The following is a 13,165-nucleotide window of genomic DNA, read 5'->3' as shown; positions in this document are numbered from 1 at the left end:
TTTGTTAAATTCTGAAAGCACAAGGTAACAAAAGATGCAGAAAGTAGGGATACAAACCACCCAAAATGTATTGATCGACTATGAGGTTGCGGGACTGGGGGACCGTATTGGTGCTTACCTGTTGGACTCCCTGCTAACGGGTGCCTATTATGTTGTTTTATTCCTGGTTAATTCCGAGGTAACAGAATTGCCAACTTGGCTTAACATTCTGCTGATACTACCGCCGTTTTTGTACCACCTGCTGTGCGAAATGCTGCTGAATGGCCAAAGCCTGGGCAAACGCCAGCTAAACCTGAAGGTGGTGCGGCTCGATGGCACCCAACCGGGCATTGGCAGCTATCTGCTGCGCTGGCTGCTGCGCCCCATCGATATCTGGCTGTATGGCTCAGTGGCCATCATCACCATACTTATTAATGGCAAGGGCCAGCGCCTGGGCGATCTGGCAGCCGGAACCACCGTGGTAAAATACCGTAACCAACAGTATGGCTTCGATCAGCAGCTCTACAGGCCTAGCCAGGAGGATGAGTATGAAGTGCAGTTTCCGCAGGTTAACCGCCTTCAGGAAAAGGACATAGCGCTCATCCGCGAAACGCTGCGCAATTACCGCCTTACCGGTAACACGCAGCCAGTACAGCTAATGGCCAACAAGGCACAGGATCTTTTGAGCATCCAGACCGATCTGCCCCCGCTGAAACTGCTGCACACGCTGGTGAAAGACTATGAACACAGCATCAGCGGAGAATAGGGTAGCGCATGCTGAAAGAATACACCAAAGCGCAGCTTGCCCTGCGCAACGGACAAGACCGCCCCGAGATCTGGTGTGCTTATATGGGGTTGATTTACGATGTAGCTCCCTCACGCCTCTGGCGGGGTGGCAAACATTATGAGCATTGGGCCGGCCAGGATCTTACCGATGAGCTAAAGGATGCACCGCACACAGACAAGGTGTTCGATAAATTTGTTATAGTAGGAAAATTAAAAAACTAAGATATGATCCTTATTGCCGACAGCGGTTCAACCAAAACCCAGTGGAGACTGCTACAGCCCGATGGCAGCATCAGCCAGGCACGTACCAGTGGCTACAACCCCCACCACCAGACAGCAACTGAAATAAAAGAGCTGGTTCAAAAAGAACTGCTCCCCAGCTTACCTGTCGGCATTAAACCAAGCAGCATTCATTTTTATGGTGCCGGCTGCAGCTCAGACAAAAGCAAAAGCATTGTGCGCATGGCTTTCCGTGAGGTTTTTCCCGATGTAGCAGTAGTTGTAGAGCATGATCTGCTGGCCGCTGCCCGAGCCCTCTGCGGTACAGAACCCGGCATTGCCTGCATCCTGGGCACCGGCTCCAACTCCTGCTTTTACAACGGCAGCGAAATAACACACAACATATCTGCCCTGGGCTGGATCATGGGCGACGAAGGCAGTGGTTCCGACCTGGGAAAACGCGTAGTGGCCGATTACCTGCGCTACGATATGCCAGACCACCTGCGCCAGCTCTTTCAGCAGGAACACGATATTACGGCAGAAGATGTGCTGGACAGAATTTACCGCCAGCCATTTCCAAAGCCTTACATAGCCTCATTTGCCCGTTTTCTGCACAACAACCTGGAGGATCCCTGGTGCTACCAACTGGTGTACGACAGCTTCAAAAACTTCCTGGAACGCAACGTGGTAAAATACCCCGATTACCAGCAACATAAAATCCATTTTGTAGGATCTGTAGCCTACCACTATGCCAATGTGCTGCGCAAGGTTGCATCAGATATGGGCCTAAGGGTGCATCATATCCTGGAAAATCCTATTGCAGGCCTCACCCTGTATCACCAGGCTACCAAATAGTTTTAAATGAGGGCTTCTCCTGAATCAAAACTTATAAAATAATGTTGCAACATTAGGGGGTAGCTAAAGAAGCATGATCAGAAATACATTTGGCAAAGAGATCGTTCCGGAAAATGATGAGGCAAGGCTGCGGGCCCTTTACCGTTATGAAATACTCGATACTCCTCCAGAGGGAGCTTTTGATAAAATAGCCACACTGGCCCAGTCCATCTTTAAAGTGCCTATTGCCCTGGTTGCCCTGGTAGATCAGGATCGTGTGTTTTTTAAGGCAAATGTAGGGATGGGCGACACAAAAAATGTTAACCGCGGCGTAAGCCTCTGCTCCCTTGCCATTTTGCAGCAGGAAGTTACAGTTTTTGAACATGCTACCGACGATCCCTGCCTGCTGCACAACCCCCTGGTGGCAGGTTCTTTTGGCCTGCGCTTTTATGCCGGGGCCCCCATTACCACCCACGATGGCTACCAGGTGGGCACTGTTTGTATTGTTGATCATAAACCCCGCAGCTTTTCTGAAGAACAGCGTAATATTCTGGCACAACTGGCAAGTTTGGTCATGAATGAGCTGGAGCTTAGACTTTCCACCCGCAAAGCCCTGGGTGCGCAAAACGAGATGCTGAACATGACGGTGCACGACCTGAAGAACCCAATCAACAACATCAGCGGCCTGGCACACCTCATTGAAATGGAGATTTCAGACAAGGAGAGCATACTCACCTATACCGATCTGATTCATAAGTCTACAAAAACCCTGAACCAGGTTGTACAAAACCTCCTGGACACCTCTTTGAATACCAATGGCGAGGCTAACCTAAAGCTGGAAAGTGTAAACCTGTCGTCTTTGTTGTGGCAAACCATAGAAGAAAACAAGGCAGGGCTGCTTAAAAAGAGCCAGTCTGTTACTACCAGTATAGAAAAAAGCATCTGGCTGCAGGCAGATCCTTTTCGCCTAAAGCTGGTGCTTGATAACCTGATCAGTAATGCCTCTAAATATTCACATCCCGGAACTGCCATTGAGGTAAATCTGGCCCAGACAGATGGCGTTGCCAGAATAGCCATAACAGACCATGGGCAGGGGATAACTGCAGAAGATCAGGAAAAGCTTTTTGGCAAATATGCGCGCTTAAGCGCCAAGCCTACCGCCAATGAAAGCTCCACCGGCCTGGGCCTGTACATAGCCCAAAAAATTGTGCAGCAACACAAAGGTAAAATATGGGCAGAAAGCGATGGCAAAGACAGGGGCAGCCGCTTTGTTGTTGAACTTAAAGCCGAACACAATAACTAGGCTGTGCATGACGAATACCCTTTAGCCTAAATTGCTCCAAACCATCACAAGGGGTTTGCATGCCTGATAAAAAAAACACAGCTGCCTGCGCAGACTGTGTTTTTCTGTTTTTGCCCTATTAGGCAGCAAAAGATGTTTTGCCTTACACGACAATGGCGAGGCTTAATAACTGGCTGGAAACCTTCAGGCCAGATTTATCCATAGCACTCTGGTTAAGCTCAAAGCGCATTTTACCATCAACAATAATAAAGTTGATCATCGCACCTTTTTTCACCAGCCCGTCTTTTTCGGTAATGATCAGTTTAGGCGAGTTAGCATATTTTTGTGCATATGCCGCAACTTTATCGCTCTCCCTGTCGGGAATAAAGATCACATGGCAGGTGGCGGCGTCCTCTGGTTTGGTTATTACCTTAACCGTATATTTACGATCACCCATAGATTTACTCTGGGCCATTTTTTCAAAGGCAGCCATAGCATCTTTGTCTCCACCCTGTACACCAATAATAGTTTCAGTGCCTGCACCTGGCCACTCAATGTATCTGGTAAAGTTATAAACGAACACCGTGTGATAGGTGTAATCCTTTGCCAGCACGTTACCGCTTCCTAACAGCAACAGAAGGGTAATAATTGTTAAAAACCCCGCTTTTTGGTACTTCATGATGAGAAGAAATTTGACTTGACGTTTCTACGAACACAAATCAAGTTAGCTACACCACAGGCCTGCAGCAAGAAGCAGGTGCATTACCAAGGTAAAATACAAAACACCAGCAGCCGAAAACGCCGCACTTCCCACACCTGGCTACCTCAGGCTGGTGAGAGCAGGAGAATCTCCTGAAAAAATCCACATTGTTGTTTAGCCCTCATTCAGGATAAACTGGCAACAGCAGCTTTAAACCGCATTTTTCGTATGCACAGAATGCTTTTCCGCAGGGGAGAATATTACATGCGCCTTAAGCAGGCCAAAAAGTATTTATATACAGCAATGCACACAAAACACTAACTGCTACCTATGCCCCCGGCAGTCACCGCCTACATAGATGCCTTTTCAGAAGCCTCCTGCAAAAGGTATTCCCGCTTCAGCAAAGGACAGATCCTGTAGCGTTCATCGCCGGTATCCATCAGCACGGCAAGCAAAAGCTCATACACATGCTTTACTCCTATTTTGTTGCACCAGGCAAACGGCCCCATCGGGTAATTGGTGCCCAGCTGCATACCCAGGTCAATGTCTTCACGACTGGCGGTACCTTCCTGCACGGTAAAGTAAGCTTCATTAATGATCTGGCACACCACCCTGGGGGTAACCATGCCAACCCGGTCCTGCACCAGCCTGAAATCGGCTCCCAGCGCCTTGCATACTTCCTGCAGCTGGGGCAGGTCTTTTTGCTCAAGCAAACTTAGCTCCAGCAGCGGGCGGTTTACAAAACCAGGTAAGCCGTTAAAACCAGCCAGTGCACAGGAAGGCCTGCCGTAGCGAAACAGCAGCTCGGCCAGGCTTAATTTTGGAACATTGCAGAAAAGCATCAGTCCATCCAGCCGCTGGTATTGCAGCATACGCTCGGGCAGCGAGTCGAGCCAGAAGTCAAAAACAGCATTCGCTTTCAACAACTCTGCCTGTGGCAGGGCCTCTACCGTATGGTATACTATCTCTTCCGGCTCACCAAAGCGTTCCTGAAATTCGGCCAACATTTGAGCGGGTCCTGTCACCAGTATTAGCATAAATAGAGTATTTTTGGCCAAAATAAGCTTTTTTATCTTTTAACTCCACCCAAAATGAGCAAAAGCGTAATCTATAGCGAACAGGCCCCGGCCCCCATCGGCCCCTACAGCCAGGCCATTCGCGTAAAAGATACTCTCTATGTTTCAGGACAAATTGCCCTGCTTGCCGGCAGTGGTGAGCTTGTAAAAGGCACCATCGAAGAAGAAACCCGGCAGGTAATGCACAACCTGGAAGCAATATTAAAAGCGGCAGGCATGGGTTTTAATAACATAGCCAAGTGCACTATTTTTATCAAAGACATGAACGACTTTGGTGCTATCAATGGTGTGTACGGCAGCTTCTTTACAGATCAGCAGCCTCCTGCGCGCGAAACCGTTGAGGTGAGCCGCCTGCCTAAAGATGTTCGTGTGGAAATTTCCTGCATAGCCGTGGCCTGATGCAGCTGTTGCCTTACAAACAGGAGACCTTTGTACTTCCCTACCCGGCAGAAGAAGCCCTGAATCGCCTGCGCCCGCATACACGGCCGGTAGAGGAGGGATTTGAGTTTAGCACGGCTGAAGAAAAACGTTTCCTGTTCAATGGCGTTGTTAAAAAAGGCATCTTTCGCATTAGCAGAAGGGTGCAAAAGCCCGAGAACTTTTTGCCCCTGCTGCTGGGCCGGCTGGAAACCACCTCTGTAGGCTGTCTGCTGTTTGTAAGCTACCGCCTTTTTTTTTCCACAGCCATGTACCTGGTTTTCTGGTCGGTAGTATGCCTGCTGCTTACCCTGTTCTTTCTGATATACCACCAGGCCTGGCTTTATGCCGCCATTGCTTTTGGCACTGGCTGCGTACAATACATCATAGCCATCAAAAACTTCAGCTGGCAGGTAAACAGAAGCAGGCAGGAGCTGGAGAAGGTGCTTTTTTCTAAAGAAGGGTAGAAAGTCTGCGGGCTTTCCTCTCTATTTTAATTTTATAATTTTGCAGCAAATTTGAGCAGCATGGATAAAGACGTTAGAGTTCGTTTCGCCCCCAGCCCAACCGGGGCTTTACATATTGGTGGCGTTCGCACCGCCCTGTACAATTACCTGTTTGCCCGCAAAACCGGCGGCACCATGATTCTTCGTATTGAAGATACCGACCAGACCCGCTATGTGCCCGGCGCAGAAGAATACATTCAGGAAGCCCTGGCCTGGGCCGGCATTGAGCTGAACGAGAGCCCCTGGACAGGCGGCCCCTTTGCCCCCTATCGCCAGAGCGAACGCAAGGCGAGCTATATGGAGTATGCCCAAAAGCTGGTAAATGAGGGTAATGCCTACTATGCCTTTGATACACCCGAAGAGCTGGAGGCCATGCGCGAGCGCCTGAAGGCAGCACGTGTTGCCAACCCCCAGTACGATGCCCTCTCGCGTATGCAGATGCGCAACAGTCTTACCATGCCTGAAGACGAGGTAAAGGCACGCATCACCAGCGGCGAACCGTATGTGATCCGCATTAAAGTGCCCCGCAAAGAAGAGATCAGGCTAAACGACCTGATACGGGGTTGGGTAATGGTTCACTCTGCCACCCTCGACGATAAGGTACTGATGAAGAGCGACGGCATGCCCACCTACCACCTGGCCAATGTGGTAGATGATTACCTGATGAAGATCTCGCATGTGATCCGTGGTGAGGAGTGGCTACCCTCTGCACCCATTCACGTGCTGCTGTATAAATTCCTGGGTTGGGAGGAGCAAATGCCGCAATTTGCACACCTGCCCCTGATCCTGAAGCCAGATGGCAACGGCAAACTGAGCAAGCGCGATGCTGAGCGCCACGGCTTTCCTATTTTCCCGCTGCAGTGGACAGACCCCAACGGTGGCGAGCAGGTAGCTGGCTTCCGCGAAGAAGGCTACCTGCCCGATGCCCTGGTAAACTTCCTGGCCTTTTTAGGCTGGAGCCCCGGTTCTACCGAAGAACTGTTTACCATGCCCCAGCTCATAGAAGCCTTTTCGCTTGAACGCATTGGCAAAGCGGGAACAAAATTCGACATTGACAAGGCCAAGTGGTACAACCAGCAGTACCTGCGCATGCGTTCAGATGATGAACTGACCCGGATGCTGCAGGAACAGCTGGATAAGAACGAGGTTGAATATGCTCCCGAAACCGCCAGGAAAGTAGCCCTGGAGATAAAAGAAAGGGCTGTATTTCCGCAAGATCTCTGGAAAGACGGCGCCGTATATTTTATACGCCCCGCCCGCTACGATGAGGCCGTTGCTGCCAAGAAATGGAATGCCGAAGCAGCCACCATCATAGAGCAGTTTGCCGATGCGGTAGAAAACAGTAGCCAGGCACTTACTGCCGAGGGGGCCAAAAACCTGCTACAGGAGGTGCTCGACAAAAACAATGTAAAGATCGGGCGTGTGATGCAGGCAGTACGACTGGCGCTCACCGGCCTGGGCTCGGGTCCTGATCTGATGAACATGATCGAGATTATCGGAAACAAGGAAACTGCAGAACGCCTGCGCACAGCGCTGCATCAGTTGCAAGTAAATGGATAAGGCTGGGTGCCCTTGCCTGTAGCGTATTAACAGTAGAAATCCTAAGTCATAGAAGCCCCTTTTACTAAGTGTAAGAGGGGCTTTTTATTTTACCTCACAACTACATTTGCAAGTTTCTCTGCTGAGCTTACCGTTTAAATTTTTTTTGTACCGTTCAATAGATCCCTGGTTTGCTTTATTTCTATTACAGCGTATTTTAGTTATGGCTATTTGCATTAGAAGCCTCTTACAGAAACAATCATAATCCAGGTTATTCCACGGGATTTCCGGATAGGACCTTTAATTTCAAAACAGCTAAAAAAACAAATACCTGTAAAATTGTTGTATTAGTAGTGGCATTATTGTACAATTCCACTAAAACAGTTCTATATTAATCTTATAAACTGTTTTTCAGTATACTACTACAAAGATTATAGGCTATGGCACGTAAACCCGAAAAACAAGATAAAAACGATAAACCTTCAAAAAAGGAGGCCCCAAAGGTGAATGATGAGCTGAATGGTTTCGACATCAAGATCGATACCTTTGGCGAGATCAGATCAACCATGAGCATCGACGACATCAACAAGTTCCTGAACAAGAACGTGGATGACAAGAAGCTGCGCGACCGTGATGATCTTGAATTTATTCAGGATAAGAAAAATAAAAAAATACCGAAAAAGATCCCTAAAGACAATCAATCAGACGAATAAGCTATGTATCGCCCTTCCGACCAAATCGATTACAACATTATTGGAGAAAGCATTCAGGTTGTAGAAATTGAACTGGATCCAGGTGAAACCGTGATTGCCGAAGCCGGCGCCATGCTATACATGGAAGACGGCATACAGTTTGACACCAAAATGGGCGATGGCTCCGATGCCAACTCCAGCATATTGGGCAAGCTGTTTCAGGCAGGCTCGCGCTGGATCATGGGTGAATCGCTCTTTATGACCCACTTTACCAACCGGGGAGGCCGCGGGCCTGCCGGTAAATCTAAAGTTGGCTTCTCGGCGCCTTACCCTGGCACCATTGTGCCTGTGAACTTATCCAGCATGTACCGCAGTGAGTTGCTGGTACAAAAGGATGCTTTCCTTTGTGCGGCCCTGGGCACTAAAGTTTCCATTGCCTTCAACAAAAAGCTTGGCAGCGGTTTGTTTGGCGGCGAGGGTTTCATTCTTCAAAAACTACAGGGCGATGGCCTGGCATTTATCCATGCAGGTGGCACCATTATTAAGCGCCAGCTTAATAACGAAACCCTGCGGGTAGATACCGGCTGCATTGTAGGCTTTGAGTCTACCATCAGTTACGATATAGACCGCGCCGGCGGGCTTAAAAGCATGATTTTTGGCGGTGAGGGCATTTTTCTGGCTACCCTGCACGGTACAGGTACTGTGTGGCTGCAGAGTATGCCTGTGCGCAAGCTCATTCAGGCCCTGCTGCCCAATGGCGGCAACAGCGATAAGGGCAGCTCTGTATTGGGCCAGTTCTTTGAACAGTAACAGGAATACATCTAGTATAAGAAACAACAAAGCCTCCGCTATATCAGCAGAGGCTTTGTTGCTTTTTGCTGGCGTTCTCACCTGGTACTCATCACAATCGGCCAGGTGCACACCATTTGTACTCACATAAAATAGGAGGCATACTTCTTCGGCATTTCGCTGATGCTCCTGATCTTAATATCTTTGTAGAATACCTCTGCGGCCTCGCTTTGCAGCTGTATTTTCCCTTTTGTGAGCGGGATAGACTTCTCGTTTTCCACGTAGCGGGAATTCTGCAGCACCATTACCACATGGCCGTTAACAATGTGCAGGCTTTTGTCGCCATAGCAGATCAGCTCCAGATCAGTCCATTCTCCATTGGGGCTTTCATGATCTTCGCTGCGCAGGCAGAAGCTATCAATGCTTTTACCAGAACCGATGGGTACAAAATCCTGCCGGGCGCTGGCAACTGTGTTCATTCTGCCCTCCGGAATAAAGGCCCGTATGTCAATAGCCGAGTTGGCAATGTTCCAGTAGTCGCCCATATGTCCTTCCATTACCTGGAACTCCTGCGAGAGCATCCAGGCCCGCCAGTAGTCAACGCCGGCCTCACCGATGGAATGGTACAGAATGCCGGAGTCTTTAAGCTTCTCCATACGGGGCACCCATTTTTTTTCGCCCCACTTTACCTTAAGCTTTAAATGATAGTTTTCATACTCCTGCTTGGTAAACACACAGCCGTATACTTCGCCACTGATGCGTAAAACAGGCTCTCCATCCTGTTCAACCACAGAAAAAACCTTGCTTTCGTCTTTATTATAGCCAATTGGTACAGTTAGCTCTCCATTGGCTTCTTTTGGCAAGTCGCCGTTGTAGTCATCTTTATGGCGGTAACTCAGGTACCGCTCCCATTGCGAGAGATCTTTATCCAGCAACGAGGTCCATTCTTTTTCTGCAAAGAAGGAGGTAAGGCTTAGGGGGATCAGTACCAGGGCCACAAAGCCCGCTATCAGGTTACTTGGTTTTGTCATGGTTGTAAAAGTAATTCAGGGCTACTCCCTGTCTGAAAATTTCTGTTTCTTTAAAAGTTTTTCAATAGTGCCGGCAATGCGTGCTACTCTGGTATCTTCTGTTTTTGCACTGTAGATCCAGTCTATAAAAGCTTTCTGCTCGCCTTCCGTATAGCTCATAAAGGCCTGGTGTGCCTGGGGTTCATCGAGCAGGCAAAGTTGCAGCTCCTGTGGCACCTCCAGTGGGGTGTTGTCGGCATACAGCACTACTTTTACCCAATCACCTTCCTTTTTACCAATCTTCTTCCTGATTACAGCCTTTACCGGTAAAAAAAGGCAGTTGTTGCCCATGGGCATCAGGTGGTAATGCTTTATTTCATAACCATCAATGGTTCCCCGCACCTTTACCCAGCCGAAAGGCGCTTTTTTATCTTGCGGCACTTCGGGAATGGCGGCATAGGTCCAGCCGCCTTTGCCGGGAAATTTCTCCAGAAGGTACTCCTTATTTACCAGGGGTGCATCCATGGTCTATACTTTAGATTTTGTACAGCCTTAGCTAAAGCTTTATTCTTCAGGCGTATTGTTGTAATAGGTGTAGTCTTTGGTGATCAGGCCATTTTCTACCGTAAAAATGGTGCAGATAGGCAGGCTCCATTTAGTACCATCTGGCGCCGAACCGGAAGATACAAACTCAACCACCACATGATTGGCTCCGGAAGGATAAACCTTTACCACCTCATCTTTTATGTCTGGAAACATCTCGCCCATCTCCTGGTATTTGGCAGCAATCTCCTCCCTTGTTTGCTGCACAGCCTCCAGCCCAAAGGCAGGATCTTTGAATTCAGCAGGATTACTATAAAGGCTTGCCATAGCAGACCAGTTGTGGTTGTTAAAATGCTCGTAAACCTTGTTTACAATTTCAACATTCTGCTCAGAGGCACCCAGGCTAGCCAGGCTTGTTTCTTTTGCAGGTTCATTGCAGGCCACCAGTAGCAGCAATGCTAAAGCTGCCATCATTAGTTTGTTGCTCATATGGATAGTTTAGTGATTAATTTGAAAATATAGGGCTACCAATTTCTGTTTAGCTTTGTTACTACAGCCAGCCGTCGGAGCCAGTCTTTACAAATGCTCATGCTGCACATATTTTACTTTACAACATTTCACTCTCACAGTAGCACTTTCCTACATTCACTTCCCCGGGCGGCCACTCACGCACAATGTAGCACTAACTATGCAGGATTTTTATGGCCCAGGTGCTCAAACCGGCTTAGGCTGTACCCCAGCATACCTGCATTGATATCTATTGCAGCATGTAAAACAATGGCGATCCAGATGTTGTCTGTAAAATAATAAATAGCACTTAACAAAAGACCTAATATAAATGAAGTGATCAGGTTTTGCCTGCCGCTTCCAATATGAGTTATCGCAAAAATGATATTTGTAAGTACAAAGGCAATGCTAATATGCGTATGCTCCAGCAAAAATGTAAATAGAAAAAGCCTGAAGATGATTTCCTCACAAACACCAGCACTTAAAGACAGCCAGCTAAACCAGCGCAATTCCTTCTTTGACTTGGGAAGGTAGTGGTAAATGTCTTTCATTTTATCCCTTACAAGCGGTGCTGTTTCTGCCGTAACTTTAGACTGCCTTGCCTGAAAGAGCACAAAGGCTGCTACCAGTACTGATAAAACTATTGCTGCCGTATTAAAGTGAGGGTAAAAATTGAGTCCAAAGCCATTATCCGATATGCTGTTTAGCAGGATCAAACCTGTGATGAGCCAAAAGATAAAGATGGTTTGTTTATAATCTGCCAGCCTGAACCTGCCATCAGCCCGGATATTGCTGTTGATCTTTCGGTACGTTAGTACAAAGTACAGGGGGTAAACAGTACCAATCAATGCTGCCAGTATAAAAGTGATATTCATGTTTGGCTAATATCAGATCAAAAAATGGTCCTGAAAAAAAAGGAGCCCAGCAGCTTTGTTAAAAACTGTGCCGCTCAATACTTCCAATAACGTAAGGTAGCAGTTTGGCCGCTGAAACACAATAAGCTATGCAGCTATTGTTTAGTTGCCTGCCGGCTTTTGCAACTACCAACCCAGTCTTCTTCCAGCATTGCGAACTCATAATTATCCGACCAGCCCTCTTTCAGGGGCAAAACCTTTCTCTTTCTACCCTCTTTCAGCATGCCTGCTTTATCCAGGACTTTGATTGATCCAGTGTTGGCTATGGCACATCCAGCCTCAATTCTGTGGAGCTTCAACCCTGAAAATCCAAAGTTAAGGATCTCCCGCAGGGCCTCGGTTGCAAAACCCTGCCGCCAGTGATTAACATGCAGCTTATACCAAACTTCGGCGATCCTGAACTTCGCATTTCCGCACTTCAGGGCAATCAATCCTATAAAAGTGCCGGTTTCTTTATTCCTGATACTAAAGGTGTAAGCAGGACTCGGCTCCGCCTCTGCTGCAGCAATCCAGTCCAGAAGAATCATTCTCGTTTGCTCAACAGAATCTGGTATTCCCAGGGTATTGTACCTATCGGTTTCCAAAAGAGAATGCAATTCATGTATATGAGGCAGATCCTTCAGCTTCACTAATTCCAGATTTAACCTGGCTGTTGAAAGCGTTATATTCATGGTATTAGCGTGTTGGAGGATATTAGCAGCATCAGTAGACCACAGCTGCGCAGTGGCGCTACTGATGTCTATTTTTACCCAATTTAGGAATGATCATCGGTACTTTTCGCCTGTACTCCCGGTAGGCTTCACCAAACTGCTGCTCAAGGTCGCGTTCTTCTAACCTAATGCCTACAAAGAGATATATAATAATGACAACAGCCGTGATAAGGTTGGCAATGGTTGGAATGTAAAACCAGAAGCCTACAATGAGCAGGAGAATACCCAGGTACAAGGGGTGCCGCACCTGTGCCAGGATGCCATGGGTTTTTAAGCCGCCCTGGTCGGCTGTGTGTTCTGTAACAGGTTTAAGACCTACAAACTCCTGGAAAGAATACACCCGGAACGACTGCCTGAATACAATTACACTAAAGGTTGCCAGCATCATACCTACATAACGGTAGGTGCCCTCTTCCTCGGGGAGGAGGCGCTCATGCGAGACAACTGCATTGTAGAATAATATTCCTACCAGTCCCAGGCCTGAACCCAGGCTGTAGAGCAGGCGGTAATGTGGCAGGAGCCAGCGCAAATGGCGCGCAAACCACTCTTTCATCCAGGGCCGGGCAAAGAGGCTGTGCAACAGGAAGTACAGCACCCACAAGATAACTAACAGAAGATATGGGCTCATTGTGGCAAATTACTATATTTGAGCGTCTTTTCCG

General features: G+C 48.0%; 17 protein-coding genes. 9 read left to right on the top strand and 8 right to left on the bottom strand.

The window, feature by feature from the left end; translation table 11 throughout:
- Nucleotides 1-34: 34 nt before the first annotated feature.
- From KWJ01_RS11970 to KWJ01_RS11955, 4 genes are all read left to right on the top strand, one after another.
- Nucleotides 35-745: an RDD family protein gene (locus KWJ01_RS11970; protein WP_224996682.1), complete on the top strand. Its 711-nt coding sequence runs from the start codon at nucleotides 35-37 to the stop codon at nucleotides 743-745.
- A gap of 8 nt (nucleotides 746-753) precedes the next feature.
- Entirely contained in the window at nucleotides 754-987 is a 234-nt protein-coding gene (locus KWJ01_RS11965) for a cytochrome b5 domain-containing protein (RefSeq protein ID WP_224996681.1), read from the top strand.
- Nucleotides 988-990: 3 nt separating this feature from the next.
- Complete coding sequence (locus tag KWJ01_RS11960; RefSeq protein WP_224996680.1) at nucleotides 991-1,839, top strand: N-acetylglucosamine kinase; 849 nt, start codon at nucleotides 991-993, stop codon at nucleotides 1,837-1,839.
- 73 nt (nucleotides 1,840-1,912) lie between these two features.
- Nucleotides 1,913-3,121 carry a GAF domain-containing sensor histidine kinase gene (locus KWJ01_RS11955; protein ID WP_224996679.1) on the top strand — a complete coding sequence of 403 codons (1,209 nt, stop codon included), beginning with the start codon at nucleotides 1,913-1,915 and terminating at the stop codon, nucleotides 3,119-3,121.
- Nucleotides 3,122-3,263: 142 nt separating this feature from the next.
- Here KWJ01_RS11955 and KWJ01_RS11950 read toward each other — a convergent pair whose 3' ends face one another.
- Nucleotides 3,264-3,779 (bottom strand): YfiR family protein, encoded by a 516-nt coding sequence (locus tag KWJ01_RS11950; protein ID WP_224996678.1) that lies wholly within the window; start codon nucleotides 3,777-3,779, stop codon nucleotides 3,264-3,266.
- 371 nt (nucleotides 3,780-4,150) lie between these two features.
- A complete protein-coding gene (locus KWJ01_RS11945) occupies nucleotides 4,151-4,837 on the bottom strand; it encodes a 3-hydroxyacyl-CoA dehydrogenase family protein (RefSeq protein WP_224996677.1) in 687 nt (228 codons plus the stop codon).
- A 54-nt stretch (nucleotides 4,838-4,891) separates the two neighbouring features.
- On the opposite strand from KWJ01_RS11945, the gene KWJ01_RS11940 reads away from it, so the two are divergent.
- The 5 genes from KWJ01_RS11940 to KWJ01_RS11920 all read left to right on the top strand — a co-directional run bounded on the left by KWJ01_RS11940 (nucleotide 4,892) and on the right by KWJ01_RS11920 (nucleotide 8,840).
- Complete coding sequence (locus tag KWJ01_RS11940; RefSeq protein ID WP_224996676.1) at nucleotides 4,892-5,275, top strand: RidA family protein; 384 nt, start codon at nucleotides 4,892-4,894, stop codon at nucleotides 5,273-5,275.
- Complete coding sequence (locus tag KWJ01_RS11935; protein ID WP_224996675.1) at nucleotides 5,275-5,760, top strand: hypothetical protein; 486 nt, start codon at nucleotides 5,275-5,277, stop codon at nucleotides 5,758-5,760. The genes KWJ01_RS11940 and KWJ01_RS11935 overlap by 1 nt, the downstream gene beginning before the upstream one ends.
- A 60-nt stretch (nucleotides 5,761-5,820) precedes the next feature.
- The gene (gene gltX, locus KWJ01_RS11930) at nucleotides 5,821-7,359 is read left to right on the top strand and encodes a glutamate--tRNA ligase (RefSeq protein ID WP_224996674.1); all 1,539 of its coding nucleotides are present in this window, start codon (nucleotides 5,821-5,823) and stop codon (nucleotides 7,357-7,359) included.
- 419 nt (nucleotides 7,360-7,778) lie between these two features.
- The gene (locus tag KWJ01_RS11925; RefSeq protein ID WP_224996673.1) at nucleotides 7,779-8,051 is read left to right on the top strand and encodes a hypothetical protein; all 273 of its coding nucleotides are present in this window, start codon (nucleotides 7,779-7,781) and stop codon (nucleotides 8,049-8,051) included.
- A gap of 3 nt (nucleotides 8,052-8,054) precedes the next feature.
- Nucleotides 8,055-8,840: a TIGR00266 family protein gene (locus KWJ01_RS11920; protein ID WP_224996672.1), complete on the top strand. Its 786-nt coding sequence runs from the start codon at nucleotides 8,055-8,057 to the stop codon at nucleotides 8,838-8,840.
- Nucleotides 8,841-8,962: 122 nt separating this feature from the next.
- On the opposite strand, the gene KWJ01_RS11915 is transcribed toward KWJ01_RS11920, so the two are convergent.
- The 6 genes from KWJ01_RS11915 to KWJ01_RS11890 all read right to left on the bottom strand — a co-directional run bounded on the left by KWJ01_RS11915 (nucleotide 8,963) and on the right by KWJ01_RS11890 (nucleotide 13,131).
- Nucleotides 8,963-9,850: a DUF1080 domain-containing protein gene (locus tag KWJ01_RS11915; RefSeq protein ID WP_224996671.1), complete on the bottom strand. Its 888-nt coding sequence runs from the start codon at nucleotides 9,848-9,850 to the stop codon at nucleotides 8,963-8,965.
- Nucleotides 9,851-9,871: 21 nt separating this feature from the next.
- Nucleotides 9,872-10,354, bottom strand: coding sequence for a YdeI/OmpD-associated family protein (locus KWJ01_RS11910; protein WP_224996670.1), 483 nt, complete (start codon nucleotides 10,352-10,354; stop codon nucleotides 9,872-9,874).
- Between the two features lie 39 nt (nucleotides 10,355-10,393).
- Entirely contained in the window at nucleotides 10,394-10,861 is a 468-nt protein-coding gene (locus KWJ01_RS11905) for a nuclear transport factor 2 family protein (RefSeq protein WP_224996669.1), read from the bottom strand.
- A gap of 197 nt (nucleotides 10,862-11,058) precedes the next feature.
- Nucleotides 11,059-11,754, bottom strand: coding sequence for a CPBP family intramembrane glutamic endopeptidase (locus KWJ01_RS11900; protein ID WP_224996668.1), 696 nt, complete (start codon nucleotides 11,752-11,754; stop codon nucleotides 11,059-11,061).
- 134 nt (nucleotides 11,755-11,888) lie between these two features.
- On the bottom strand, nucleotides 11,889-12,464 hold the full coding sequence (locus KWJ01_RS11895) for a GNAT family N-acetyltransferase (RefSeq protein ID WP_224996667.1): 576 nt from the start codon (nucleotides 12,462-12,464) through the stop codon (nucleotides 11,889-11,891).
- A 58-nt stretch (nucleotides 12,465-12,522) separates the two neighbouring features.
- Complete coding sequence (locus KWJ01_RS11890; protein WP_224996666.1) at nucleotides 12,523-13,131, bottom strand: isoprenylcysteine carboxylmethyltransferase family protein; 609 nt, start codon at nucleotides 13,129-13,131, stop codon at nucleotides 12,523-12,525.
- Nucleotides 13,132-13,165 lie beyond the last annotated feature (34 nt).

This window comes from Cesiribacter sp. SM1, from assembly GCF_020178975.1.
GTDB lineage: Bacteria > Bacteroidota > Bacteroidia > Cytophagales > Cyclobacteriaceae > Cesiribacter.
This window is presented reverse-complemented; position numbering and strand designations above follow the sequence as displayed.

Excerpts from the sequence above, each read along its gene's own strand:
- KWJ01_RS11900 (WP_224996668.1), bottom strand. The coding sequence starts at position 11,754 with ATGAATATCACTTTTATACTGGCAGCATTGATTGGTACTGTTTACCCC.
- KWJ01_RS11895 (WP_224996667.1), bottom strand. The coding sequence starts at position 12,464 with ATGAATATAACGCTTTCAACAGCCAGGTTAAATCTGGAATTAGTGAAG.
- KWJ01_RS11920 (WP_224996672.1), top strand. The coding sequence starts at position 8,055 with ATGTATCGCCCTTCCGACCAAATCGATTACAACATTATTGGAGAAAGC.
- KWJ01_RS11955 (WP_224996679.1), top strand. The coding sequence starts at position 1,913 with ATGATCAGAAATACATTTGGCAAAGAGATCGTTCCGGAAAATGATGAG.
- KWJ01_RS11945 (WP_224996677.1), bottom strand. The coding sequence starts at position 4,837 with ATGCTAATACTGGTGACAGGACCCGCTCAAATGTTGGCCGAATTTCAG.
- KWJ01_RS11905 (WP_224996669.1), bottom strand. The coding sequence starts at position 10,861 with ATGAGCAACAAACTAATGATGGCAGCTTTAGCATTGCTGCTACTGGTG.
- KWJ01_RS11890 (WP_224996666.1), bottom strand. The coding sequence starts at position 13,131 with ATGAGCCCATATCTTCTGTTAGTTATCTTGTGGGTGCTGTACTTCCTG.
- KWJ01_RS11910 (WP_224996670.1), bottom strand. The coding sequence starts at position 10,354 with ATGGATGCACCCCTGGTAAATAAGGAGTACCTTCTGGAGAAATTTCCC.
- KWJ01_RS11965 (WP_224996681.1), top strand. The coding sequence starts at position 754 with ATGCTGAAAGAATACACCAAAGCGCAGCTTGCCCTGCGCAACGGACAA.
- KWJ01_RS11960 (WP_224996680.1), top strand. The coding sequence starts at position 991 with ATGATCCTTATTGCCGACAGCGGTTCAACCAAAACCCAGTGGAGACTG.
- KWJ01_RS11925 (WP_224996673.1), top strand. The coding sequence starts at position 7,779 with ATGGCACGTAAACCCGAAAAACAAGATAAAAACGATAAACCTTCAAAA.
- KWJ01_RS11950 (WP_224996678.1), bottom strand. The coding sequence starts at position 3,779 with ATGAAGTACCAAAAAGCGGGGTTTTTAACAATTATTACCCTTCTGTTG.
- KWJ01_RS11940 (WP_224996676.1), top strand. The coding sequence starts at position 4,892 with ATGAGCAAAAGCGTAATCTATAGCGAACAGGCCCCGGCCCCCATCGGC.
- KWJ01_RS11970 (WP_224996682.1), top strand. The coding sequence starts at position 35 with ATGCAGAAAGTAGGGATACAAACCACCCAAAATGTATTGATCGACTAT.
- gltX (WP_224996674.1), top strand. The coding sequence starts at position 5,821 with ATGGATAAAGACGTTAGAGTTCGTTTCGCCCCCAGCCCAACCGGGGCT.
- KWJ01_RS11915 (WP_224996671.1), bottom strand. The coding sequence starts at position 9,850 with ATGACAAAACCAAGTAACCTGATAGCGGGCTTTGTGGCCCTGGTACTG.
- KWJ01_RS11935 (WP_224996675.1), top strand. The coding sequence starts at position 5,275 with ATGCAGCTGTTGCCTTACAAACAGGAGACCTTTGTACTTCCCTACCCG.